Raw genomic sequence first — 22,862 nt, 5'->3', positions numbered from 1 at the left:
CCCCCACGACCGCTAAAGAATCGACTTCCCCCCCCCGTGGGCTCGCGATCGCAACCCTTCGGTGCGATCGCGAGCCGACGGTGTTCCGGTCAGACGAGTCCGCCGTTGGCGCGAACGATCTGACCGTTGACCCAATGTCCCTGCGGACCGGCCAGAAAGGCCACCACGGCGGCGATATCGGCTGGGGTGCCGAGTCGCTGCAGCGGCACCACGTCGGCGAGTCGCTGGATGGTGGCGTCGTCTTTTCCGTCGAGGAACAGATCGGTGGCGGTCGGACCGGGTGCCACCGCGTTGACCGTCACGTCCCGGCCCCGCAGTTCGCGGGCCAGGATCATGGTCAGCGCCTCGACGGCTCCTTTGCTGGCGGCGTAGGCCCCGTAGGTCGGGAACGCGGTGCCGACCACCGACGTGGAGAAGTTGATGATCGCGCCACCGGGTCGCAGCCGCCGCGCCGCCTGCTGGTCCACGACGAAGGTGCCGCGGATATTGGTCCGGTAGGTGCTGTCGAGCACCGCCAGATCCAGATCGACCAGTGGTGCGAGCTGCATCCGGCCCGCCGCGTGCACCACGACGTCGACTCCGCCGAATTCGCTTTCCGCCCGGTCGAATACCGCCACCATCGCGGACTCGTCGGCGACGTCTCCCTGGGCCGTCATCGCTACGCCCCCTGCGCCACGGATGGCTTCGGCGGTGTTGTCGGCCTCGGCGGCATTCGACGCGAAATTCACGACGACCGCGAACCCGTCCGCGGCAAGACGTTCGGCGCACGCGCGGCCGATGCCGCGAGAACCGCCCGTTACCACCGCGACCCGTGCGGACCCGCCGTTCGTGGTTGCCACAGGATGCTGTTCCTTCCGCTCGCCGGCGTCGTTCCGGAGCTGTTCGACGGCCCGGTCACCGGGCGAACGACCGCGGGCAGGCGATACGCCATGGCTCGCGGCGTCGGTTCACCGGAAGGGGCCAACCATAACAGCGCAGTCTCCGGAATTCGCCGGTCACCACACCGGCGGGTCACGCGTTCGCGCGAGCGGGTGGCATCGTCAGGCCAGGACGGCGCGAAGATGGCGCGCCAGCACTTCGAGGCGGTGGCGCTGGAGCTCGGTGAATTCCTCCGGATGGTGTATCTCGACGCTCAGCCGTCCGTCGAAGGTGCTGATGACGCAGGTGCCACCACCCGGTTGTTGCGGACGGCGGCCGGTCAGATCCGGCTTCGCCAGCATGGTGGAGTGGAAGTCGTCGATTCGCAGCTCGTCGTGTGCGGGTAGCTGGGGGATGGTGCCCCAATTGGTCGCGATGACCACGCCGGGCAGCGCGGGCCTGGGTGCGGCCGCCATGTCGGGGATGCTCAGGGGGGTGCGTTGCACGATGCCCGCGGCCAGGCCGGCATGCAGCGCCTCGCTGATGCCGCGAGCCGACTCCACGAGCGTCACGTCGGAGTCGGGGGAGAGGTAATTGGCGAATCCGAGGACGTTCGTCCCCTCGGTCGCGCCGATCTCCGGGTTCACCCTCGTGCGCAGGTCGACGGAGTACAGGTAGAGCAGTCCGGTGAGCGGTAGGTCGCGGATCTCCGCTTCGGTGCGCAACAGCGCCGCCGACACCAGACCGTGCACGGTGACGTTCTCCCGATGCCCGAGTGCCACCAGCGCGGTGGTCTCCTCCCGGGTGAACCTGCACCTGGTGGTGTACAGCATCGGGTATTCGTCGTCACGCTCCGGAACGCCCGGCGTCGCAGCGGCGGGAGTGGCGCCGGCGGGCACGGAGCCCGGCAACGCCATCTTCTCAATACCGCGCGCCGCGAGCAGGTGCTCGACCGGATCGGGGAACGCGCGCACCGGCGGCTGCGGCGTACCGCCGCCGACCGCTTCCCGATACCCCGCCCAGAACTCGGTGACGACGACGAACGCGTGGAAGGCGTCCGCGATGCTGTGATGGATCATGAGCGTGACGCTCGCGGTGTCGCCGTCGCGCACCACGCACAGGGCGCAGACGCCCGCTCGCTGATCGAACTTCGCACCGGTGAGGGGGAATTCGGGATTCGCGTCGGCGACGAAGATCTCCGGTACGGCGTCCGTCACGGCGAAGGCATGTCCGCCCGCTTCGATGGGCTCGATGCGGGCCCGCAGGATCGGATGCGCTCGCGCGACGGCCTCGAAGGCAGCGGTCAGCGCCCGCACGTCCAATCGGCCGGATACCCGTGCCGCATAGCCGATGAAGACCTCGCCCGCGGCGAACATCTCCTCGCTGGGGGCGAGCCGGCGAATCACCTCGACCACGATGATGCTTTCCCTTCGCTCCCGGCGAGACTAGCCCGAACACCGTTGCCTGGGGGCATCATTCGCCCCAATCAGACGAAAAGGACACGAATCGGCGCCAACCGGCCTTGCCGGAGCCGGGAACTGGATCTGTCGGATGATCGGATCACTTGGCTAAGCTCCCGGTGGTCGAAAGCGAGCGAAGCATGTTCCCCACCGAGCAGAGGTCACTCGGCGCCGAGCCGATCGCCGTCCCTGGGTGCCGAACGGCAGGCGCGCGATGACCCGCCGGGGGTGGGCGCTGTTCTTGGCGATGGGCGTGATCTGGGGCGTGCCGTACGCGATGATCCGCGTCGCGGTGGAGGATCTGGACCCGATCGTGGTCGCGTTCGGCCGCACGCTGATCGGCGGTTTGCTGTTGTTGCCGGTCGCGTTGTTCTCCCGTGCGCTGGCGCCGGTGTTCCGGCGGTGGCGGCCACTGCTGCTCTACACCCTGGTGGAGATCACCGGGCCGTGGTTCCTGATCGGCTACGCCGAGACCACGCTGCACAGCTCCACCGTCGGCTTGCTGATCGCGGCGGTGCCGCTGATCGCCGTGGTGATCGTGACCGCGCTCGGTCACGATCGGTTCGACGCGCGTCGGCTGATCGGCCTGCTGATCGGTTTCGCCGGCGTCGCGGCGCTGGTCGGATTGGACGTCGACCTGGGGAATCCCGCGGCGATCGCCGCGATCGGCCTGACCACGATCGGCTACGCGGTGGGCCCGATCGTGATCAATCGCGCGCTGGCCGATCTGCCTCCGCTCGGCGTGGTGACCGGGTCGCTGCTGCTCGCGGCGGCGATCTACGCGCCGTTCGCGGGCCGGCTGTGGCCGGCGCGGGTCACCGCCGACGCGGGCTGGTCGGTGCTCGGCCTCGCGGTGGTCTGCACGGCCGCGGCGTTCCTGCTTTTCTTCGCGCTGATCGCCGAGGTCGGCCCCGCCCGTGCGACGGTGATCACCTACATCAATCCCGCGGTGGCGATCCTGCTCGGCGTGACGGCGCTCGACGAGCCGCTGACCGCGGGCATGGCGATCGGCTTTCCGCTGGTCATCCTGGGTTCGGTGCTCGGCACCGCGAGCGGTCGCGGCAAGGCGGCGCGGGCGGAGCCTGCGATGCCCGCCGCGCCGGAGGCCGCCGCTCAATTACCCGAGAGGTAATCGCCACGGGTGCGGGCACACCCGAGAATCGGGTAACGCCGTTGCGATCGCGCGGTGTCGTTTCGAAAGGATCTCTCGTGTCAGTCACCGTGCCCGCCACTCGAGCCGTGGTCGAAGAGTTGTTGCGGCGGATCGGTTCCGGAGACCCGGAAGCCGTCGCCGAGTTGTACGCCGAGGACACCGATTGGCGGCTCGATTGGCCGGAGGCCGAGCACGGCCGTACGGCGACGCCCTGGATCCGGCACCGTCGCACCCGGGCCGATGCCGCCGATCACTACCGCTCGATCGCCGAACACCATGTGCCGGAGGAGGTGGCCACGCGTGTCGAACGAATACTCGTCGACGGCGCGGACGCCGTGGTGCTCGGCGAGATCCGGCAGACCGCGCGCCCCACCCGTCGCGCCTATCGCGCGCGCTTCGCTCTGCATCTGACGGTGCAGAACGGCCTGATCACCCGGCACCACGTCTACGAGGACAGTCTCGCGGTCGCCCAGGCCTTCGAACCGGGGGATTGAGGAGGTAATACGCTGCTCGGGGTGCTGGATTCGACGGAAGACTTCGCAGACGAACGCCCCGATGTGGCGGCCACCCGCGCCGCCTACGACGATATCGCCGAGCTCTATACCGAACTCTTCCGGAACCATCTCGCCGGTGCGGTGCTCGACCGCGCGATACTCGGCGCGTTCGTGGAATCGGTGGCGGGCAACGGATCCGGGCCGATCGCCGATCTCGGTTGCGGACCGGGACGGATCACCGGCCACCTCGCGTCATCGGGGGCGCGGGTATTCGGCCTCGATCTCTCGCCGCGCATGGTGGAGCTGGCCCGCGCGGAACATCCACAGCTGTTCTTCGCGCAAGGTTCGGTGGAGGAGCTACCGATCGGCGATTCCGCGCTCGGGGGCATAGTGGCGTGGTATTCGCTGATCCACACGCCACCGGAGCGCGTGCCGCACGTGTTGAACGAGTTTCATCGGGTACTCGCGAGCAAAGGGCACGTGTTGCTGGCGTTCCAGACAGCCGACCTGCCCGATGCGGTGGAAGCCTTCGACCACAAGGTGACCCGGGCCTACCGGTGGGCACCGAAACGCCTTGCGCGTCTGCTCGACGCCGCCGGGTTCGCGATGATCGCCCGCATGGTGCGCGAACCTGGTCCCGACGAGCGGTTCGGGCAGGCATACCTGCTGGCTTCGAAGGTTCGGTGATTCACCGAACGCGGTCCATCCCGTCCGGGTAGGTTTGTCGTGTCGCGGCGGTTTCATGGCTGCGCGGGCCCGCCGACAACGTGGTCGATCCGAAACTCGAACGTTGCACCATGTCGTCAGGGGGCGACTCATCATGGAATTCATAGCGCCGGTCGATGCCGTCTTCTTGCTCGCCGAATCCAGGGAACAGCCGATGCATGTGGGGTCCCTGCAACTGTTCGAGCCACCGGAGGGCGCGGGAGACGACTTCGCCGCGCAGGTGCACGACGAACTCCTACGCAACACCGATATCGATCCGACCTTCCGCAAACATCCCGCGACGATATTCGGCTCCCCGCAGATGGCGTGGACGCGGGCCGAGAACGTGGAACTGGATTATCACGTGCGGCGGCTGGCCGTGCCCGGTCCCGGACGTATGGATCAGCTGGTCGAGCTGGCCTCGGGACTGCACAGCGGCCTGCTGGACCGGCATCGGCCGCTGTGGGAGTTCCATCTGATCGAGGGTCTCGCCGACGGCAGGTTCGCGCTGTATTCGAAGATGCACCACGCGTTGATCGACGGCGTCTCCGCTCAACGCCTGCTGCGGCGCACGCTGACCAGCGATCCGTCGGCCGCCGCCGCGCGGGTGCCGTGGCATCTGCCTCGGGGCAGGCGCAGGGCGGCGGCCGGTGCGGGCGGTACCGCGCGCAACCTGATCTCCGCGGCGACGTCCGGCGCGTCGGTGCTGCGCGCGGCCCGCACCGCCTTGACGCGGCAGCAGCTGACCTTGCCGTTCGCGGCCCCGCGCACCATGTTCAACGTTCCGATCGGCGGCGCGCGCCGTGCGGTAATCCGGTCCTGGCCGCTGGAGCGGCTGCAGCAAGTCAAGAAAGCCACCGGCTCGACGCTCAACGACGTGGTGCTCGCCATGTCGGCGGGAGCGCTGCGGCGGTACCTGCTCGAACGCTCGGCCCTGCCGGACAAGCCGTTGATCGCGATGGTGCCGATGTCGTTGCGCGCCGAGGACGACGACGCGACCGACGGGGTGAAGGTGGGCGCGGTGCTGTGCAATCTCGGCACCGACCTCGCCGATCCGGCGGACCGCCTGCGCGTGGTCGCGGCGTCGATGCGCGACGGCAAGGACGTCTACCGCACGCTGTCGTGCAACCAGACAATGGCGCTGTCGGCGCTGATGCTCAGCCCGCTGGCGCTCAATCTGGCGCCCGCGCTGATCCCGTACACCAACCCGACCTTCAACCTCGTCATCTCGAACGTCCCCGGACCACGCGAGCCCATGTATTGGAACGGAGCGCGTCTGGACGCGAGTTACCCGTTGTCGATCCCGTTCGACGGCCAGGCGGTGAACATCACGCTCACCTCCAACGCGGGCAATCTCGATTTCGGCGTGGTCGGATGCCGGCGCAGTGTGCCGCAACTGCCCCGTCTACTCGACCAGCTGGAGGACTCGCTCGCCGAACTGGAGCGGGCCACCGCCTGACGCGGAAGCGCATTCCCCAGAAAACTAGAACGTGTTACTGTCAAGGAATGGTGCACCGGCCAGTCGAGGAAGCCGCGGTCGCTTCATGGCGATATCAGCGGCTCGCGGCGGACTCGACGCGCGGCGACCAGGCCGAGCCGGGCGCCTCTTATGCAACTCGTTCTAGTACATCTGCGCCGCGCCGTTCGCGGCGGAGCAGTTAGGGAGACCAGCACGCCATGCGTACCGAAATCTGCGAACGGCTCGGGATCGAATTCCCCATCTTCGCCTTCACCCACTGCCGCGACGTGGCGGCCGCGGTCAGCAACGCGGGTGGACTCGGCGTGCTCGGCGCCGTGGGCTTCACCGCCGAGCAGCTCGAGGTCGAACTGGCCTGGCTGGACGAGCACGTGCAAGGCGTATACGGCGTCGACCTGGTGATTCCGTCCAAGTACGAAGGCAAGGGCATCGACGGCCTGAGCCCCGAGGAGCTGGAAGCCAAGCTGGCCGAGCTGGTCCCGCAGGAGCACCGCGACTTCGCCGAGAAGATCCTCGCCGACCACGGCGTGCCCAAGCTGCCGGAGGACGAGCACCACAACCAGCTGCTCGGCTGGACCGCCACCACCGCGGGGCCGCAGGTGGAGGTGATTCTGCGGCACCCGAAGGCCAAGCTGGTCGCCAATGCCCTCGGGACCCCGCCCGAGGACGTGATCAAACAGGTGCAGGACTCCGGCCGGCTGATCGGCGCGCTGTGCGGTTCGGTCAAGCACGCGCTCAACCACAAGCGGGCAGGTCTGGACTTCGTGGTCTGCCAGGGCACCGAGGGCGGCGGCCACTGCGGCGAGGTGTCCTCGATGGTGCTGTGGCCGCAGGTGATCGACGCCGTGGGCGACCTGCCGGTGCTGGCCGCGGGCGGCATCGGCAACGGTCGCCAGGTGGCGGCCGCGATGGCGATGGGCGCCGCGGGCGCGTGGACCGGCTCGGTGTGGCTGACCGTCGAGGAAGCCAACGTGCCGCCCGCCCAGATGCAGACCTACATCGACGCCACCAGCCACGACACCGTGCGGTCGCGCGCTTGGACCGGCAAGCCCGCCCGCATGCTGCGCAACGAATGGACCGAGGCGTGGGAGCGGGCCGACACCCCCGATCCGCTGCCGATGCCGCTGCAGATGATGGTCGCGCTGGACGGCGTGAAGCGTGGCCACCGCTATCCGGAGGCCGCCAAGGACGTCAACTTCAACCCGGTCGGCCAGATCGTCGGCATGATGAACCGCGTGGAGCGTTCCGCCGACGTGGTCAACCGGCTGATCCAGGAGTACGTGGAGGCGTGTGAGCGCCTCAACAAGCTCAACGGCGGGGTTTGAGTCCGGCAACGACATGGGACGGCGGTGCCGCGCGGTAGGCCGCGCGGCAACCCCGGTCGAGTCGGGGATGATCGCACCGGCGTAGCGGCGGCCACCCGTACGCCGGTGCGACCCGCCGGACCCGATTCCGCCGCACAGAAGAAGTCGGTCACGCCGCTGATGTCCTGTCGCGGAATCGATCTGGTCGCAGTCGGCGTCGTTCCCGGTAGGCCGAACAGCCTTGCGGAGCCGAGCCGATTCGCCCGATTCGAACCGCAGCCGTCTGAGACAGACTCCGCTGGGAGAACCAGGTAGCCCGAGCAATTCCCCGCGATGAGCGGACCCGGCTCGTGCGTTGTCCGAATGACGTCTCAGACGGACTGTGCGCCGTACGAAACGACTACGCGGTAGCCGCTCGGTTCTCCTCGGCGCTCTCCTCCACGTCGGCCACCAACTCCTCGAAGCGCGCGATGACCTTCTCGTGGTACATGCCGAACAGGTCCTCGAACAGCGCCAGCTGTGCCTCGCTCGGCCCGGAGCCGGAATCCCACACCGCGGCCAGCGCCCGCCACACGAGGACATGGAGATCCGGCGCGCCGGCGAAGTACGCCTCGACCGCCTCCGGCACCTCGAGCACCATCTCGCCGATCGAGTTCAAGATCGCGCGCTGCATGGGGAGCCCGAGCGAGGTCAGCAACCTGCGTACCAACGCAACCTCGAGCGCCAACAGCCGGCGCAAGTCCGGATCGGGCTCCCTGGCTATCGATTCGAGTTCATCGATCGTGGATTTCAGTTCGGCGGAATCGATCCGCTGCGCGCCACCGGTGTAGGCGAGCAGCGCCTCGAGGACGAGAGTGCGCTCGACGTCGACGATGTCGCGGAACATCTCCATCGCGATGTCGGGCATCGGAATCGAGAAGCGGAACAGCTGGCGGTACACGTCCACCCCGCCGGCCTCACGGACGTCGCGGATCGTGAATCCCTTGCCGCGCCGGGCTTCGACGAAACCGTACGACTCCAGCCGACCCAGAGTCAGCTGCGCGGTCGCGCGATTCATATCGAATTCCTCGGCGACCTGACGCACCGACGGCATGAGATCCCCCGGCTGATATTCCCCCGCGGCAACCCGGCGCGCCAGTTCGTCGGCAACGTCGGCGACCACCGTTTGGGATCCCATCGAAGTCACCTTTCGACTGGTTTCGTACACGTCCCAGACAGTCTAAGCCCTACTGTGCGGTACTGCACCTGTGTCACACTTGTGCGCGCGACTGTGAGGTGAGTCATGACCATCCGGCCCATCGGAGAGCGCCCCGAGGAGGGGACCACGGGCAAACGACCCCGGCTTTTCGCCTCGCGGCCCCAAGGTAAACCCCCTGCTCACGGCGCGGTTCGCGGCGCGAAGCTGGCCGCGCTGCCGGTGGCGTTCGCCGGACGACAGGCCGCGGGGCTCGGCAAGCGGGCGCTCGGCAGATCGGCCGAAGAAGTCAATCGCGACATCCAGCTGCGCACCGCGCAGCACATCTTCGAAGTGCTCGGCGAGCTCAAAGGCTGCGCCGCGAAGCTGGGGCAGCTACTGGCCATCTATGAGCTGGCACTGCCGCGGGACGTGGCCGAGCCGTACCGGATCGCGCTCGCCAGGCTCCAGGACGCCGCGCCCGCGATGCTGCCGCATGCGGTGCACGCCGCCATGGCCGAAAGCATGGGCGCGCAGTGGCGTTCGAGTTTCCGCGCATTCGACGACCGGCGCGCCGCGGCGGCCTCGCTCGGGCAGGTGCACCGCGCGGTCTGGCACGACGGCAGGACGGTCGCGGTCAAGGTGATGTACCCCGGTGGCAGGCAGGCGGTGGCTCGCGATCTGGATCACTTGCGCCGGATCTCGTATCTCGCAACGGTATTCCTGCCGGGCGCGGACGTGAAGGCGGTGACCGAGGCGATCTGCGCGTCGGTCACCGGAGAACTCGACTATGCGGCGGAGGCGAATTACCAGAGGGCGTTCGCCGCGGCCTATGCCGACGATCCCGACTTCTACGTCCCGAACGTTGTCGCGCAGCACGGCGACGTGTTGATCAGCGAATGGATCGACGGCACGCCGGTGCCACGCATCGTCGCCTCCGGCACGCAGGCCGAGCGCGACCGCGTGGGCATGCTCATGGTCCGCTTCGTGACTCGCGGCTGGGGCAGGCACGGCCTGCTGTACGCCGATCCGCATCCCGGCAATTTCCGGGTGCTGCCCGACGGACGCCTCGGCGTCATGGATTTCGGCGCGTGCTGCACGTGGCCGCCCGCGGGTTTCGGCGATCTGACCCTCGACTGCTGCAAGGCGATCTTCCGTGGCGGGCCGGGTGATCTGGCCGCGGCCACACGCCGACACGGCTTCGTCGAGAATGGACAGGCCATCGACAGCGAGGCGCTCTACGCGGCGATCACCCCGTGCGGCGAGCCGTTGCGGCACGCGACCTATCGCTTGACCACCCGCTGGTTGCGCCGACAAGTGTTGCGCACCACTAATCCTCGGCTGACCAACGTGGTGCGCCAGATGACCATGCCCGCCTACTTCACACCGTTCGCCCGCTCGTTCCTCACGCTGGTGGGCGTGCTCGGGCAGCTGGAGACCGAAGGGCCCTACCGCGACGAAATCGTCCGCTGGGTACCGGAATTGAGCGAAGCGTTCAGTTCCGATGTTTCGCCGGAGGCTCTTTCGGCGACCGCCGACCTGGATACCGTGCGGAGGCGGCGCGACGGGACGAACAAACGTGGTCTGCCGATCGGATGAGCAGGAGTACGTTGCCGCGCAGACGAATTCGGTAAACCGCTTCTCCTAGGGCACCTGGTGAGGCACTTTCGCCGCTTGCGTCTCAGACACAGCGCCGAATCGCCACCACCCCGTGTTCGGAAAACGACATATCACCCTGCCAGCCACGCACGCCACTGCGGAACGATGAGCGCGGCGAGCTCCGCATAACCCGCGGCGCCGGGATGCGCCCCGTCACCCGCCCGGACCTCGGCGCGCCACACCGCGTTGTCACGCAACGGCTGATGGACGCGCACGTAGGGCACCCCGGATGCCGCGCACACCCGGGCGAACCGCTCGTCCAGCGCCGCGGTGCGGGCATTGTGCTCCTCGTCCGCGATCGGCGGCGGGGCGACCATCAGCACCGGCCACCCGTGCGCCGCGGTGTGGGCCAGCAGTGCGCTCAGATTGGCGACCGACTGATCCGGGGTCACTCTCGGGCCGCCGTTCTCGTGCATGGTGTCGTTCACGCCGAACGAAAGAACAACCCTGGCGTCCACGCCCTCCGGCAGCCGGGGTGCGCATTCGGTCTGGAAGCGTCGCACGATCGCGGTCGAGGTCTGCCCGCGCACCCCGAGGTTGTATGCGGTCAGCGGGATGTCCTCCGCATGCGCGGCGGACACGAGTCTGCCCGCCCAGCCCAGGCAACCCGGGTCGCCGACACCCGCGACGAACGAATCTCCGACGAAACACAGACGCAGGTCACGGCTCACGGGGTGATCCTCGCAGCGCGGAGACCGGCCCGCGTGCGCCGGGTGCGGGCAATATGATCACGGGGGTTCGACCGGGAGGGAGTAATGGTGACAACCGAGCCGGAGCTCGCGACACCGCCGGTTCCGCTGTGGTTCGCGCAGTTGTTCGCCCATCGGCGCTGGATCCGGCGCAGCAGACCGTTCCCGCACGTGTACGCCCGCGACGTCTTCGTCCCCGAGTTCTATCAGCGGCTGGCCGACCAACTGGAACGCGTCCGCCGGGAGCGTCCCGACCTGTTCGTCACCGTCGCCGACGGCTACAGCGCCGACGGAATCCGATTCGCCGATCTGCGCGACGGTCCGCTCGCGGTCTTCGCCACGCGCGAGTGGCACGACTTGGTCGCGCGGCTCGGCGGCGTCGAAGCGACCGGTGACGTCGAGGGGTCGGTGCATCATCACGGGCCGGGCAGCCCGTTCGGCCGGCCGCACAACGACCTCAACCCGGCCTGGTTTCCCGGGCCACCACCCGGTCCCGGCGAAGTGCGGCTGCCCGACGGCACCGTGCACACCAAGACCGGAGCCCGCGCGCCCGGCGTCGTCGCGCGCGAGACCGTCCGCGCCGTCGCGGTGCTGTTCTATCTCGGCAATCCGGGCTGGTCACCCGGCGACGGCGGCGAGACCGCGCTGTACGACCACGTCGCCGACGCAGCCGCGCTGCCGTCGGTGGCTCTCGTCCCGCCGCTGGACAACTCGCTCGTGCTGTTCGAGGTCACCCCGCGCAGCTGGCACACGTTCGCGGGCAACAACGCCGAAGACCGCAACAGCGTGGTGATGTGGGTGCATCGCACCAAAGCGGACGCCGAACGACGCTGGGGAGGAGACCGGATTGTCCAGTGGTGACCGCCGCGTCTGCCTGCTCACCGGCGCGGGCGGCACCCTGGGCGACGCCTTCTGCCAGGCCTACTACCGCGACTACGACATCGTCGCCGTCTGCCGCACGCGCACACCGGCGGTGCCTTCGCAGCTGGAGTGGTACGTCGATCCGCTGGTGCCGGACGCGGTGTTGCCGGAGAACGATTCCCGGGTGTTCGTCGTCCGGTCCGATCTCACCCAGCCGGGCGAGGTGGACCGGGTGGTGGACCTCGCGCTGGCCCGGTTCGGCCGGGTCGACCTGCTGGTGAACAACGCGGCGCACGTCCGGCTGCACCCACGCGGCATCGTCGACGGCGACGCGGCGCTGGACGACTTCGATCCCCACTTCCTGCTGAACGTGGCGGTACCGCTGCGTCTTTCGGCACGACTGGCACAGCGGTCCTGGCTGCACGCAGGCTCCGAGAATCGCGCGCGCAACCGCAACATCGTCAATGTCTCGAGCATCTCCGGCTCGGAGGTCTATCCGGGACAGACCCTGTACTCCGCGTCGAAGGCCGCGCTCGATCAGCTGACCCGCAATCTCGCGGCCGAATTCACCGAGTTCGGTGTGCGCGTGAACGCGATCGCACCCACCACGTTTCCCGTGCTGGTCCCCACCGAGCGAGTCGCGCGGGCGATCGTCGAGCTGGACTCGGGCCAGGTCTCCGGCGGGGTGTACGGGGTCGGCGTCGAACCGGACCGCAAGGACGGCAGCTCCCTCCGGCTCGCCGACGCCGAACCGTGAACCAGCGGACTATTCGCCGGTCGCGAGCCCGGTGGCCCGCTCGGAGAGCGTCCAGAGCCGACGCGCGAGTTCGGCGTCGACCGCCTGCTTGTTGCGCGGTCGCTCCAGCTCGAGCCGGTGGAAGTACTGCCCGTTGATCGCCGCGCCGTCGGCGGTGGTGGCCAGGTGGATCAGTGGCTCGGCGCCCTTGTCCGGCTGGATGAAGAACACGCGCCCCAGCGGAGACCGGATGAACCGGCCGAGACCGAACGGGGCGTTGTCGTAGACGTGGGTGGCGACCGCGCCGGGATGGAAGGCCGCGGTGGTGATCCCGGCGCCCTCGGTGCGGCGCGCCAGTTCCCGGGTGAACAGGATGTTCGCCAGCTTCGACGCGGCGTACGCGCCGAGCTGGTTGAACGAGCCCGTCGCGGCGTTGACCGTGTCCAGGTCCAGCTTCGCCATCCGGTAGGTCGTGCTCGCGGTGTTCACCACCCTGGCCGTAGCGTGGGTCAAGCGCTCCAGCAGCAGGTTCGTCAGCAGGAACGGCGCGAGGTGATTGACCTGGAAGGTGAGTTCGTTGCCGTCCTCGGTGACGGTCCGCTCGGGCCACGCGCCGCCCGCGTTGTTGGCCAGCACGTCGATCGCGGGATACCGGTCGAGCAACTGGTCGGCCAGTTTGCGCACGTCGTCGAGTCGGGCGAAGTCGGCGACGAACGGCTCCGCGCCGGCCTTCGCCGCCACCTCTGCGGTCCGCTCCGGTGACCGGCCGACCACCGCGACGGTGGCGCCGCGCGCGGCGAGCCGCTGCGCCGCGGCGGCGCCGATGCCCGAACTGGCGCCGGTCACCACCACCGTCTTTCCGGTGAGGTCCTTCTCCTGTTCCTGGTCCTGCGCTGCCATCGCTGCCTCCCGAGCATCGGTTACCTGACCCGATCGTCTTCGGCTCGCGCGGATTCGGCAAGCTCCACCGCACCGGAGTAATGCTCGGCGATCTCGTCGCTGGTGGTCAGCCACACTCCCGGGTGGGTGGCCACGTACTCGAGCGCCTGATCGAGGTACTTGATCCGGAACGCCTGCCCGATCACGAAGGGGTGCAGGGCCAGCGCCATGACGCGCCCGCTACCGGCCGATTCGGCGTAGAGCTGGTCGAGCTGATCGCGGACGATCCGCACGAAGTCCGGTCCACTGGTGGCTTTGCCGAGGAAGAGCGTGTTGTCGTTGAGTTCCACCGAATAGGGCACGCTGAGCAGGCCGGGTACCGACAGCGGGTAGGGCTGGTCGTCGTTGGTCCAGTCGAGTACGTAGCCGAGGCCGAGCTCGGCCAGCAGCGACGGGGTTCGGAACGACTCGGTCAGGGCGGGCCCCATCCAGCCGCGCGGCTTGCGGCCGGTGGCTCGCTCGATGATCGCGACCACGTCGGCCAGGTACGCGCGCTCCTCCTCCGCAGGCAGGTCCGCCTGGAAGATCGAGTTGTTCTTCCCGTGCGCCGGCCACGCCCAGTTCCGTCGTACACCCGCGGCCACGATCTGCGGATAGTGCTCGACGACATCCGAATTGAGCAGTGCGCTGGCGCGGATACCGTGCCGGTCGAGCACCTCGATCACCCGCCAGATGCCCACCCGCGGTCCGTAGTCGCGCCAGCCGTAGTTCAACGGATCGGGCGCGAGCCCGGCGGTGCCGGGAAAGATGCTCGTGGACGGGCGGTCGAGCTGATAGTGCTCGACATTGAGCCCGACATAGAACGCGACCCGGGCGTCACCGGGCCAGCGCAACGGCGGGCGGTCGACGATCGGGCTGTAGTCGAAGAGTTCGTTGTCCATGCCCTCATGCTGAAACTTGACACCAATGTGAGGATCAACGCCGAGAATGGTGATATAGGACACAACAGGCAGCCGAGGCCCGATACCACCGCCGAATCTCCGAGCGTGCCGAACGGTATCGTGCAGCGAACATAACAACCGATCTCGTACGCACATGGGTAACTCGTCGGGTACGCCCAAAAGAGGAGTGGCGCTCAACGCAAGACCTGAAGGCGGGTCTCGCGCCTCCCAACCAGTACGGCCTGAGTACCCGGAGAGGCGGGCGCGCATGCGAGTGGACGGGCGAGAGATCCCGGTCACGGGCAGCCTGCTACAGCCGCTGATCCGCCGCACGAGCGACATCGTCCGCGTCGTCCTCGCGGCCGTCTGGGTGGCGGTCGTCATCGCGGCGTCCCTGATCACCCGCCCGGAATGGCTGGCGCTGGAGCAGTCGGTCTCCGAGATCGTCGGCTTCCTCAATCCGGACCAGTCGAACCTGGTGTACCTGGTCTACGGCATGGCGATCCTCGCGCTGCCGTTCGCGATCCTGATCGAGCTGATCATCGGCAGGCAATGGAAGCTGCTCGCCGGTTACGCCGCGGCCGGGGCCGTCGCAGCGCTGCTGTTGTCCATCACCGGCACCGGCCTGTCCGCGCCGAAATGGCATCTGCAAGTCCCGGATCGGTTGGACACCTTCCTGTCCCAGTTCCTCGACGATCCGCGCTGGATCGCGATGATCGCCGCGATGCTCACCGTCGCCAGCCCATGGCTGCCCGTCCGGCCGCGGCGCTGGCTGTGGTTCCTGCTGCTCGCGTTCGCGCCGATCCACCTCGTGGTCAGCACCGTGGTGCCCGCCCGTGCGATGTTCGGGCTGGCGGTCGGCTGGCTGGTCGGGGCGGTGATCGTGCTGGTGGTGGGCACGCCCGCGCTCGAAGTCCCGCTCGACGCGGCCGTCCGGCTGCTCGCCCGACGCGGGCACACGGTCACCGGATTCACCGTGGTGCATCCGGCGGGCCGCGGGCCGCTGGTGCTCGCCGCGGCCGTCGAAGGGCCGGAACGCGAGCTCGTCATCGAGATGTTCGGCAAGAATCAGCGCAGTTTCGGCGCCCTGCGGCAGGTGTGGCGCTGGCTGACGTTCCGCTCCAGTGAGACCGCGGCCATCCACGGTTCCATGCATCGCGCGGTCGAGCACCGGGCGCTCATGGCGATCGCCGTCGCCGATCTCGGGCTCGGCAGCTGCACGCCGGTCGCGGTCGCCGCGCTGTCGCGCGGCTGGATGTTGTACGCGCGCACCCAACCCTGCGGGACGGCCCTCACCGAACAGTCCGCCGAAGTGCTGCCCGGCGTGTGGCGGGCGCTCGACGCTTTGCAGCGCAAACAGATCTCCCACGGCGACCTACGGCCGGTCGACATCCGCGTCGCCGACGGCGTCACGTTGTTCGGCGGCTTCGGCAACGCCGAGTACGGAGCATCGGACGCGCAACTGCAATCCGACATCGCCCAATTGCTGGTGACGACCACCGCGACGTTCGGCAAGGAGCCCGCGGTGCGGGCGGCGATCGAAACGCTGGGGGAGGCCCGGGTGCTCGCGGCCGCGAGCCGGTTGACCAAGTCCGCCATACCGACCGGAATCCGCAAAGCGGTTCCGGAATGGAAGGCCGCGCTCTCCGACGCCCGCGAGGAGGTACGCAGACAGACCGGTCAGGACCGGATCGAAGCCGAGCAGATCACCCGGTTCTCCCGCAACCAGATCATCCAGCTGGTGCTGCTGATCGGCCTGGTGTACGTCGCCTACCCGTTCATCAGCGCCGTGCCGACCTTCTTCACCCAACTGCGCACGGCCAACTGGTGGTGGGCGCTGGCCGGGCTCCTGGTCTCGGCGCTGACCTACGTCGGCGCGGCGGCGGCGCTGTGGGCTTGCGCGTCCGGTGCGGTGAGCTTCCGCAACCTCGTGATCATGCAGGTCGCCAACACTTTCGCCGCGACGACGACGCCCGCGCGGGTCGGTGGCCTCGCGCTCAGCGTGCGCTTCCTGCAGAAGGGCGGCGTCGGTGCGGTGCGCGCCACGGCCGCGGTGGCGCTGCAACAGGCGGTGCAGGTGATCACCCACCTCAGCCTGCTGCTCGCGTTCAGCATCTTGGCCGGTACCTCGACCGATCTGTCCCACTTCGTCCCGGACGCCACGGTGCTGTATCTGCTCGCCGGCGTCGGCGTGGGCATCGTCGGCACGTTCATGTTCGTGCCGAAACTGCGCCGCTGGCTGAACAACGCGGTCCGCCCGCAACTGCAGGAGGTCCTCGGCGAACTCGCCGACCTCGCCCGCGACCCGAAGCGCTCGGCGGTGATCGTCCTGGGCTGCGCGGCGATCACCCTCGGCCTCGCCGGCGCGCTCTGGGCCAGCGTCGAGGCGTTCGGTGGCGGCACCACTTTCATCACCGTCACCATCGTCACCATGATCGGCGGCACCCTGGCCTCGGCCGCGCCGACCCCGGGTGGCGTCGGCGCGGTCGAGGCCGCGCTGATCGGCGGCCTGGCCGCATTCGGGCTGCCCGCGAACATCGCGGTGCCCTCGGTGCTGCTCTACCGCGTGCTCACCTGCTGGCTTCCGGTGTTCTGCGGCTGGGCGACCATGCGCTGGCTGGCGAAGAAGGACCTGATCTAGGTCCGTTCCGGCGCGGCTTGCGGCTTGGTGGCAGACAGGACGCCGGTCGCGGGGCGCACGACGACGAACTCGACATCCTCGAAACCGGTGTCCTCCAGCATGGCTCGGTACCGGCGGATGTCGATGTCTGCCATGGGATCACCGTGGTCGTCGCCGTGGCCGGTGTCGTGCGTGCGGTGGGCCGCGAACCGGGCCATCACCCGCACGGCGGTGGAGCGCAGCGGGTCGGTCGGATAGGTGTCGGCGAGCAGCAATCGGCCGCCGGGCCGCAAGACCCGAAACATCTGCGCGACGGCGTCGGCACGGTGCGCCGCGGGGATGTGGTGCATGGCAAAGGTACAGGTCACCAGATCGGCGGACGCGTCGGGCAGCGGAAGCGACTGCGCGCTACCGCGTTCGAATCGGCAATTCGGCAGATCGCGGCAGCGCGCGGTCGCGTAGTCGACCATCTGCGGCGCCGGGTCGACGCCGGTGACCCGGCCGGCGCGGCGCGCCAGCACCCGCGCGAGGTCGCCGGGGCCGCAACCGATGTCGACGACGTCGGCGTCGGGCGCCGGACGAGCCAGCCCGGCGAGGCGGGCGTTCAGGCGGTCTCCTCCGCCGAGCAGGAAAGCGGCTTTGAACGCACGGTAGCGGCGTGGCTGGGTGAGCAGGACTCCGACGTCATCGTGCGAAGTGATGGCAGACTGTGGTTCGTTTCGGGACATGAGTTCAGGATCGGCCGCCGTCGCGCTGCCGACCAGGGGCAATGCCCCGGGATCCGTCCGTAACCGGACGGATACGAGACTTTTGTCCGGGAGGTACCGTGCCGGAAGAACAAGACACCGCCGATCGCCGGGTCCGCCGCACCAGAGCCCTGCTGCACCGGGCGCTGATCGAGCTGATGGTCGAACGGTCGTACGACCGGATCACCGTCCGCGACATCCTGGATCGGGCGGACGTCGGACGGTCGACGTTCTACGCGCACTACCGGGACAAGGACGACCTGCTGTTGCGCAGCAGCACCGACTATCTACGCGCGGCCATGGCCGCGGCCGAGCCGGACGCCGACGCTCCCGAACTGCTCGCTCCCGTGCGCACGCTGTTCGACCTGGCCGCCACTCATCCCGAGATCTACCGTGCACTGCTCGGCCGCAAGAGCGGCACCGTGCTGCTGCGCACCACGCGGGTGATGGTCGCGCAGATACTCGCCGAGCGGCTGGGCGAGCGGCTGACGATGCCGGAGGACGAGTTCGCGACCACCGTGACGTTCCTGTCCTGGGGTGTCGTCGGCCTGCTCGGGGCCATCGCAGAACCGCAACCACCGCTCACGGCGGAGGAGGCGTACCGGCGATTGGTGCGCCTGGTCGGCCCCGGTTTGAGCGATCGGATGGGGGACTGAGCCGCGCTCTCCCGTTCTCCTGTCCTCGGGTTTCAGTCGCTTTCACGCAGACGCTTCTCGTGGCGGAGAATCCACTGCCCGGCAACAGCCATGGCGCAAAGCAGTGAGATCACGATGGCGCAGAGCGCGGACCACGTGAGGCTGTAGGTCGCGTACGAAACCTGCCGGAACCCGGGTGCCGGATAGTTGTCGTGCCCCTTGGCCCACCGGACCAGCAGTCCGATTTGGGTACCCGGATCTCGCGCTGTCCCATAAGAGACCGCACGCGTCAGTTCGTCGCCTTTGCTGTTGAGGTAGAGCGCGGTGGCAACGGTGCAGACGGCGACGAGAACCGTGGCGGCGACCGCCAGCTGCGCGAACACTTCGGTGCGGACCACGCTGCCGACCGCCACAGTGCACACGGCGATGACGATCGCGACGCCGGTGAGGATGCCCCACGCCCCAGTGGCTTTCGGGCCGGGCACCGATGCTCGCGCCCACAGATCGACCAATGACGTGGTCACGTACATGCGGCCGAAGGCGTTCGCGCGGATCACCCCGTCCGTCCCACCGGTGCCCGTGGTGAGCCACGGCTGGAACAGCAGAACCAAGGTGATGAGACAGCCGACCGCGGCGGACAGCTGAACCCAGTTGCCTCGGAGCGCGACTACCGGCCGCTTCACACGGAGCGCGCCCCCACGCCACGCGCCATCCCGTCGACGTCGTGCCGCCCCACCGGCCGAGCCGACCCGCTCGAGTAGAGCTTCTCTGTTCTGCCAAGGAGTTGGGCGCACGATTTCGCAGCCTAGGAGGACGGCTGTATGGATCCCGTCAACGAGAGACCCGCTGGACGACAAGTTTTCGTCAAGATTCGGCGGCAGGCCGGTTGTCGCCCGCGCGTGTCGCTCAGCGGCCGAGAAGTTCCAGCGCGTCCGCGGCCCGGACGGTGCCCGCGGTGACGAGTTCGAGGTTGGTCAGCGCGGCTTCGTGCGCCTCCGGACCTGCGGCGGCCACGCAGTCGGCCACCACGTGCACGGCGAAGCCGAGATCGGTGCCGTGCCGCGCGGTCTGCTCGACGGTGAGATTGGTCGCGACGCCGGTGAGCAGGAGCGTCTCGATACCCTGATCCGCCAACCACTCCGGCAATTTGCTGCCCGCCAGGCCGGACAGTTTCTGGTTGTCGAAAACTTCCGTCGGCTGCGCCGCCATCTCTGGAATGATCGCGGCCCCGGGCGAATCCGGCCGGAACTCGGTTTGCGCCGCACCGACCGAGCGCATGAATCCGGTGTTGCGCACCAGCTCACCCTCGCCGACCGGAATGGTGAACCTGGTGAAGATCACCGGCGCCCCTGCCGCCGACGCCGCCGCGTGGAAGTCCGTCGCCCGCGGCACCACGCCGGATGCCATCACGGGCGCGGCGAGCATGGGTCCGAAAAACCCTTCTGGGCGAATGACATTCACCTGCCAGTGCAGCGCCAGCACGGCGGCGCGGATGCGTCGGATCGCCATGTGACGACCTTACGCATCCGCGCCCCGCCCGGTGTCCGATTCACGTGAAACGAACCCGTCGACCGGTCAGGACGAGTAGTCCTTGCGCAACTGGACTTTCACCACTTTGCCGCTCGCGTTGCGGGGCAGCTCGGGCAGCAGCACCAAGTCCTTGGGGTGCTTGTAGCGCGCCAGATTCTCGTTGAGGAACGGCTCCAGTTCGGCGAGGGTCAGCTCGTCGTCCGGGTTGTGCAGCGCGACCACCGCGACCGGCACTTCGCCCCACTTCTCGTGCGCCCGGCCGACCACCGCCGCCTCGCGGATCTTCGGGTGCGCGAACAGGACGTTCTCCACCTCGGCGCAGTAGATGTTCTCACCGCCGGAGATGATCATGTCCTTCTTGCGGTCGACCACGTAGACGAAGCCCTCTTCGTCCTGCCGGACCAGATCGCCCGAGTGGAACCAGCCGCCCGCGAACGCTTCGGCGGTGGCCTCGGGTTTGTTCCAGTAGCCCTGCATGAGCGTCGGGCCACGGTAGACGATCTCGCCCACCTCGCCGGGCGCGACGTCGTTCATCTCGTCGTCCACGATGCGGGCCTGAATCGTGGGGATCACCTTGCCGACCGAGCCGAGCTTGCGGATGGCGTCCTTGCCCTCCAGCACGCAGGTGATCGGCGACATCTCCGTCTGGCCGAACACCGCGACGTTGAACGCGTTCGGGAAGCACTCGGCCATCGCGCGCAGCACGGTGTCCGAGGCGGGCGCCGCGCCCCAGCTGAGTACCTCCAGCGCGAGTTTGCGGTCCTTCACCGTCGGATGGTCGCAGACCAACTGCCACTGGGCGGGCACGCAGAAGGCGGAGGTGGCCTGCTCACGCTCCAGCGCGTCCAGGAATTCACCGGCGTCGAAGGCGCCGAGCGGATGCAGCACCGTCTTCGAGCCCAGCAGGAAAGCCGGTGCGAGACTGCCGAGGCCGGCGATGTGGAACAGCGGCGAGGTGCACAGCCCGATCGAATCGGGTTCCAGCGCCAGCGCTCGGATGCAGGTCAATGCCTGGGCGTTCATGTTCGCGTAGGTCAGCACCGCGCCCTTCGGGCTGCCCGTGGTGCCCGAGGTGTACATGATGAGGCTGGGGGTGTCCTCGGGGATGTCCAAGGGGGTGTGCGGCTCACCCGGTTCGGCGAGCAGGTCGTCGAAGCCGATCGCGCCGTCGGCGGACGCGCCGCCGATCACCACGAGGGTCTCCAGCGCGGGCGCCTGCGCCTGCACGGCGGCGGCCAGCGGCTGCAACACGGTGTCGGTGACGACCGCTTTGGCTCCGCTGTCGCCGACGATGTAGGCGACCTCCGGCGGGGTGAGGCGGAAGTTGACCGGGACCGCGATCGCGCCCAGCGCGTTGATGCCGAACACGGCTTCCAGGTATTCCGGGTAGTTCAGCGCCAGGATCAGCACCCGGTCGCCGGATCCGACGCCTCGGCGCGCCAATCCGTCGGCGAACTTCAGCGACCGCTCGTGCAGCTGCCGCCAGGTGGTGTCCACGCCGCGGAATCGCACGGCGACCGCGTCCGGGCGCATCTGCGCGTGCACGGCGATCTGGTTGTTCCAGTGGTTGCGCCGCGACCTGATCGGCTCGTCGAGCGCTGCTGCCCCGGTGGTCATTGCCACGAACTCCTCTCGGACCGCCATCGGCCCGCCGGGTGGTCCGACGGCGGCGACGGGCTGAATCGGGTGCAGAATAGCAACTAACTTAAACGCCCGGCAAGGGATTGTGGAATGAATCCGGGTTAATCAGCCCGACTACGCGCCCCGCGCGGCGACACGTCTTCTAGCAGGGTATTTGATCTGTTCAGACCGGTCACGGTGCGGAAACCATACCGACGGAGATCATCGACTATGCGAACCTCGGCTCACTTATGAGTTGAATGCGGGGCGATTACCGTGTCACCATCGACCCCAACGGGCGAACCGGCACGCCCGCGCGAGATATAGGAGAAGCGCAATGCTGCGGACCAGGTTCACCGAGAAGTTCGGGGTGGAACATCCGATCGTGCAGGGCGGCATGATGTGGGTCGGGCGGGCCGAACTCGTCGCGGCCGTCGCCAACGCGGGCGGGCTCGGCTTCATCACGGCCCTGACCCAGCCGACCCCGGACGACCTGCGCCGCGAGATCGCGCGCACCAGGGAGCTGACCGACAAGCCGTTCGGCGTGAACGTCACCATCCTGCCCTCGATCAACCCGCCGCCCTACGCGGAATATGTGCAGGCGATCATCGACAGCGGCGTCGAGATCGTCGAGACGGCGGGCAGCAACCCGGAGCCGTTCCTGCCCTACTACAAGGACGCGGGCATCAAGGTGCTGCACAAGTGCACCAGCGTGCGGCACGCGCTGAAAGCCGAGCGGATCGGCGTGGACGGGGTCAGCATCGACGGCTTCGAGTGCGCGGGCCATCCCGGTGAGGACGACGTGCCCGGCCTCGTGCTCATCCCGGCCGCCGCCCGCGAATTGAGCATCCCGATGATCGCCTCCGGCGGCATCGCCGACGCGCGCGGCCTGGTCGCCGCGCTCGCCCTCGGCGCGGACGGCGTCAACATGGGCACCCGGTTCCTGTGCACCCAGGAGTCCGCGATCGATCAGAAGGTCAAGGAGAAGATCGTCGCGAACTCCGAGCGCGACACCCAGCTCATCTTCCGCACCATGCGTAATACCGCCCGGGTGGCCGACAACGAAATCAGCCGCAAGGTCGTCGAGATCGAGAAGGCCGGCGGCACCTTCGACGACGTGCGGGATCTGGTCGCGGGAGCGCGCGGCCGCCGGGTGTTCGAGGAAGGCGACCTGGACGCGGGCATCTGGTCCGTCGGCCTGTGCCAGGGTCTGATCCACGACATCCCGACCTGCGCCGAGCTGATCGGCCGGATGGTGAGCGAAGCGGAGGAGCTGATCACGGCCCGGCTCGCCGACACCGTGGTGGTCGGCTGACCGGAA

The 22,862-nt window shown here is 68.5% G+C and carries 22 protein-coding genes; 11 read left to right on the top strand and 11 right to left on the bottom strand.

Annotated elements, in window-relative coordinates; genetic code table 11:
• Positions 1 to 89 precede the first annotated feature (89 nt).
• The gene (locus tag GVY64_RS13420) at positions 90 to 839 is read right to left on the bottom strand and encodes an SDR family oxidoreductase (RefSeq protein ID WP_159841128.1); all 750 of its coding nucleotides are present in this window, start codon (positions 837 to 839) and stop codon (positions 90 to 92) included.
• 201 nt (positions 840 to 1,040) lie between these two features.
• Positions 1,041 to 2,273, bottom strand: a complete 1,233-nt coding sequence (locus GVY64_RS13415; protein WP_159841126.1) for a phthiocerol/phthiodiolone dimycocerosyl transferase family protein — start codon at positions 2,271 to 2,273, stop codon at positions 1,041 to 1,043.
• 259 nt (positions 2,274 to 2,532) lie between these two features.
• Here GVY64_RS13415 and GVY64_RS13410 point away from each other — a divergent pair, with 259 nt between their 5' ends.
• The 3 genes from GVY64_RS13410 (at position 2,533) to GVY64_RS13400 (ending at position 4,652) form a co-directional block, all read left to right on the top strand.
• A complete protein-coding gene (locus GVY64_RS13410) occupies positions 2,533 to 3,450 on the top strand; it encodes a DMT family transporter (protein ID WP_159841124.1) in 918 nt (305 codons plus the stop codon).
• A 77-nt stretch (positions 3,451 to 3,527) separates the two neighbouring features.
• A complete protein-coding gene (locus tag GVY64_RS13405; RefSeq protein ID WP_159841122.1) occupies positions 3,528 to 3,965 on the top strand; it encodes a nuclear transport factor 2 family protein in 438 nt (145 codons plus the stop codon).
• Positions 3,966 to 3,986: 21 nt separating this feature from the next.
• Positions 3,987 to 4,652 carry a class I SAM-dependent DNA methyltransferase gene (locus tag GVY64_RS13400; protein WP_236566803.1) on the top strand — a complete coding sequence of 222 codons (666 nt, stop codon included), beginning with the start codon at positions 3,987 to 3,989 and terminating at the stop codon, positions 4,650 to 4,652.
• Between the two features lies 1 nt (position 4,653).
• On the opposite strand, the gene GVY64_RS37245 is transcribed toward GVY64_RS13400, so the two are convergent.
• A complete protein-coding gene (locus tag GVY64_RS37245; protein ID WP_201298005.1) occupies positions 4,654 to 4,851 on the bottom strand; it encodes a hypothetical protein in 198 nt (65 codons plus the stop codon).
• Between GVY64_RS37245 and GVY64_RS13395 the strand changes: the two genes are divergently transcribed.
• On the top strand, positions 4,786 to 6,129 hold the full coding sequence (locus GVY64_RS13395) for a WS/DGAT/MGAT family O-acyltransferase (RefSeq protein WP_159841120.1): 1,344 nt from the start codon (positions 4,786 to 4,788) through the stop codon (positions 6,127 to 6,129). The two genes, GVY64_RS37245 and GVY64_RS13395, sit on opposite strands and share 66 nt — an antisense overlap.
• Positions 6,130 to 6,347: 218 nt before the next feature.
• Positions 6,348 to 7,472, top strand: coding sequence for an NAD(P)H-dependent flavin oxidoreductase (locus GVY64_RS13390; RefSeq protein WP_159841118.1), 1,125 nt, complete (start codon positions 6,348 to 6,350; stop codon positions 7,470 to 7,472).
• A gap of 379 nt (positions 7,473 to 7,851) precedes the next feature.
• Here GVY64_RS13390 and GVY64_RS13385 read toward each other — a convergent pair whose 3' ends face one another.
• A complete protein-coding gene (locus tag GVY64_RS13385) occupies positions 7,852 to 8,628 on the bottom strand; it encodes a GntR family transcriptional regulator (RefSeq protein ID WP_159841116.1) in 777 nt (258 codons plus the stop codon).
• Positions 8,629 to 8,733: 105 nt separating this feature from the next.
• Between GVY64_RS13385 and GVY64_RS13380 the strand changes: the two genes are divergently transcribed.
• Positions 8,734 to 10,224 (top strand): ABC1 kinase family protein, encoded by a 1,491-nt coding sequence (locus GVY64_RS13380; RefSeq protein WP_236566802.1) that lies wholly within the window; start codon positions 8,734 to 8,736, stop codon positions 10,222 to 10,224.
• Positions 10,225 to 10,355: 131 nt separating this feature from the next.
• On the opposite strand, the gene GVY64_RS13375 is transcribed toward GVY64_RS13380, so the two are convergent.
• The gene (locus tag GVY64_RS13375; RefSeq protein WP_159841114.1) at positions 10,356 to 10,955 is read right to left on the bottom strand and encodes a GDSL-type esterase/lipase family protein; all 600 of its coding nucleotides are present in this window, start codon (positions 10,953 to 10,955) and stop codon (positions 10,356 to 10,358) included.
• 84 nt (positions 10,956 to 11,039) lie between these two features.
• Here GVY64_RS13375 and GVY64_RS13370 point away from each other — a divergent pair, with 84 nt between their 5' ends.
• The gene (locus tag GVY64_RS13370; protein ID WP_159841112.1) at positions 11,040 to 11,834 is read left to right on the top strand and encodes a 2OG-Fe(II) oxygenase family protein; all 795 of its coding nucleotides are present in this window, start codon (positions 11,040 to 11,042) and stop codon (positions 11,832 to 11,834) included.
• Positions 11,821 to 12,591: an SDR family NAD(P)-dependent oxidoreductase gene (locus GVY64_RS13365; protein WP_236566801.1), complete on the top strand. Its 771-nt coding sequence runs from the start codon at positions 11,821 to 11,823 to the stop codon at positions 12,589 to 12,591. The genes GVY64_RS13370 and GVY64_RS13365 overlap by 14 nt, the downstream gene beginning before the upstream one ends.
• A gap of 9 nt (positions 12,592 to 12,600) precedes the next feature.
• On the opposite strand, the gene GVY64_RS13360 is transcribed toward GVY64_RS13365, so the two are convergent.
• Positions 12,601 to 13,470 carry an SDR family NAD(P)-dependent oxidoreductase gene (locus GVY64_RS13360; RefSeq protein WP_159841110.1) on the bottom strand — a complete coding sequence of 290 codons (870 nt, stop codon included), beginning with the start codon at positions 13,468 to 13,470 and terminating at the stop codon, positions 12,601 to 12,603.
• A gap of 20 nt (positions 13,471 to 13,490) precedes the next feature.
• Entirely contained in the window at positions 13,491 to 14,390 is a 900-nt protein-coding gene (locus GVY64_RS13355; RefSeq protein WP_159841108.1) for a polysaccharide deacetylase family protein, read from the bottom strand.
• Positions 14,391 to 14,658: 268 nt separating this feature from the next.
• Here GVY64_RS13355 and GVY64_RS13350 point away from each other — a divergent pair, with 268 nt between their 5' ends.
• Positions 14,659 to 17,031 (top strand): lysylphosphatidylglycerol synthase transmembrane domain-containing protein, encoded by a 2,373-nt coding sequence (locus GVY64_RS13350; RefSeq protein WP_159841106.1) that lies wholly within the window; start codon positions 14,659 to 14,661, stop codon positions 17,029 to 17,031.
• Here the strand turns inward: GVY64_RS13350 and GVY64_RS13345 are convergent.
• Positions 17,028 to 17,738, bottom strand: a complete 711-nt coding sequence (locus GVY64_RS13345) for a class I SAM-dependent methyltransferase (RefSeq protein WP_159841104.1) — start codon at positions 17,736 to 17,738, stop codon at positions 17,028 to 17,030. The two genes, GVY64_RS13350 and GVY64_RS13345, sit on opposite strands and share 4 nt — an antisense overlap.
• 98 nt (positions 17,739 to 17,836) lie before the next feature.
• Between GVY64_RS13345 and GVY64_RS13340 the strand changes: the two genes are divergently transcribed.
• Positions 17,837 to 18,412 carry a TetR/AcrR family transcriptional regulator gene (locus GVY64_RS13340; RefSeq protein WP_236566800.1) on the top strand — a complete coding sequence of 192 codons (576 nt, stop codon included), beginning with the start codon at positions 17,837 to 17,839 and terminating at the stop codon, positions 18,410 to 18,412.
• 32 nt (positions 18,413 to 18,444) lie between these two features.
• Here the strand turns inward: GVY64_RS13340 and GVY64_RS13335 are convergent, their stop codons facing one another.
• From GVY64_RS13335 to fadD5, 3 genes are all read right to left on the bottom strand, one after another.
• A complete protein-coding gene (locus tag GVY64_RS13335) occupies positions 18,445 to 19,074 on the bottom strand; it encodes a hypothetical protein (RefSeq protein WP_159841100.1) in 630 nt (209 codons plus the stop codon).
• A gap of 223 nt (positions 19,075 to 19,297) precedes the next feature.
• Complete coding sequence (locus GVY64_RS13330; RefSeq protein WP_159841098.1) at positions 19,298 to 19,900, bottom strand: cysteine hydrolase; 603 nt, start codon at positions 19,898 to 19,900, stop codon at positions 19,298 to 19,300.
• Positions 19,901 to 19,966: 66 nt separating this feature from the next.
• Complete coding sequence (fadD5, locus tag GVY64_RS13325; protein WP_159841096.1) at positions 19,967 to 21,538, bottom strand: fatty-acid--CoA ligase FadD5; 1,572 nt, start codon at positions 21,536 to 21,538, stop codon at positions 19,967 to 19,969.
• A 340-nt stretch (positions 21,539 to 21,878) separates the two neighbouring features.
• On the opposite strand from fadD5, the gene GVY64_RS13320 reads away from it, so the two are divergent.
• Positions 21,879 to 22,856: an NAD(P)H-dependent flavin oxidoreductase gene (locus tag GVY64_RS13320; protein ID WP_201298002.1), complete on the top strand. Its 978-nt coding sequence runs from the start codon at positions 21,879 to 21,881 to the stop codon at positions 22,854 to 22,856.
• Positions 22,857 to 22,862 lie beyond the last annotated feature (6 nt).

Source organism: Nocardia sp. CY41, assembly GCF_009829325.1.
Classification (GTDB): domain Bacteria; phylum Actinomycetota; class Actinomycetes; order Mycobacteriales; family Mycobacteriaceae; genus Nocardia.
The sequence above is the reverse complement of the archived record's forward strand: the minus strand, read 5'-3'. Positions and strand labels throughout refer to the sequence as shown.

Coding starts and splice junctions, on each gene's coding strand:
- GVY64_RS13330 (WP_159841098.1), bottom strand. CDS start 19,900: ATGGCGATCCGACGCATCCGCGCCGCCGTGCTGGCGCTGCACTGGCAG.
- GVY64_RS13360 (WP_159841110.1), bottom strand. CDS start 13,470: ATGGCAGCGCAGGACCAGGAACAGGAGAAGGACCTCACCGGAAAGACG.
- GVY64_RS13390 (WP_159841118.1), top strand. CDS start 6,348: ATGCGTACCGAAATCTGCGAACGGCTCGGGATCGAATTCCCCATCTTC.
- GVY64_RS13380 (WP_236566802.1), top strand. CDS start 8,734: ATGACCATCCGGCCCATCGGAGAGCGCCCCGAGGAGGGGACCACGGGC.
- GVY64_RS13395 (WP_159841120.1), top strand. CDS start 4,786: ATGGAATTCATAGCGCCGGTCGATGCCGTCTTCTTGCTCGCCGAATCC.
- GVY64_RS13370 (WP_159841112.1), top strand. CDS start 11,040: ATGGTGACAACCGAGCCGGAGCTCGCGACACCGCCGGTTCCGCTGTGG.
- GVY64_RS13385 (WP_159841116.1), bottom strand. CDS start 8,628: ATGGGATCCCAAACGGTGGTCGCCGACGTTGCCGACGAACTGGCGCGC.
- GVY64_RS13345 (WP_159841104.1), bottom strand. CDS start 17,738: ATGTCCCGAAACGAACCACAGTCTGCCATCACTTCGCACGATGACGTC.
- GVY64_RS13410 (WP_159841124.1), top strand. CDS start 2,533: ATGACCCGCCGGGGGTGGGCGCTGTTCTTGGCGATGGGCGTGATCTGG.
- GVY64_RS13320 (WP_201298002.1), top strand. CDS start 21,879: ATGCTGCGGACCAGGTTCACCGAGAAGTTCGGGGTGGAACATCCGATC.
- GVY64_RS13350 (WP_159841106.1), top strand. CDS start 14,659: ATGCGAGTGGACGGGCGAGAGATCCCGGTCACGGGCAGCCTGCTACAG.
- fadD5 (WP_159841096.1), bottom strand. CDS start 21,538: ATGACCACCGGGGCAGCAGCGCTCGACGAGCCGATCAGGTCGCGGCGC.
- GVY64_RS13355 (WP_159841108.1), bottom strand. CDS start 14,390: ATGGACAACGAACTCTTCGACTACAGCCCGATCGTCGACCGCCCGCCG.
- GVY64_RS37245 (WP_201298005.1), bottom strand. CDS start 4,851: ATGCATCGGCTGTTCCCTGGATTCGGCGAGCAAGAAGACGGCATCGAC.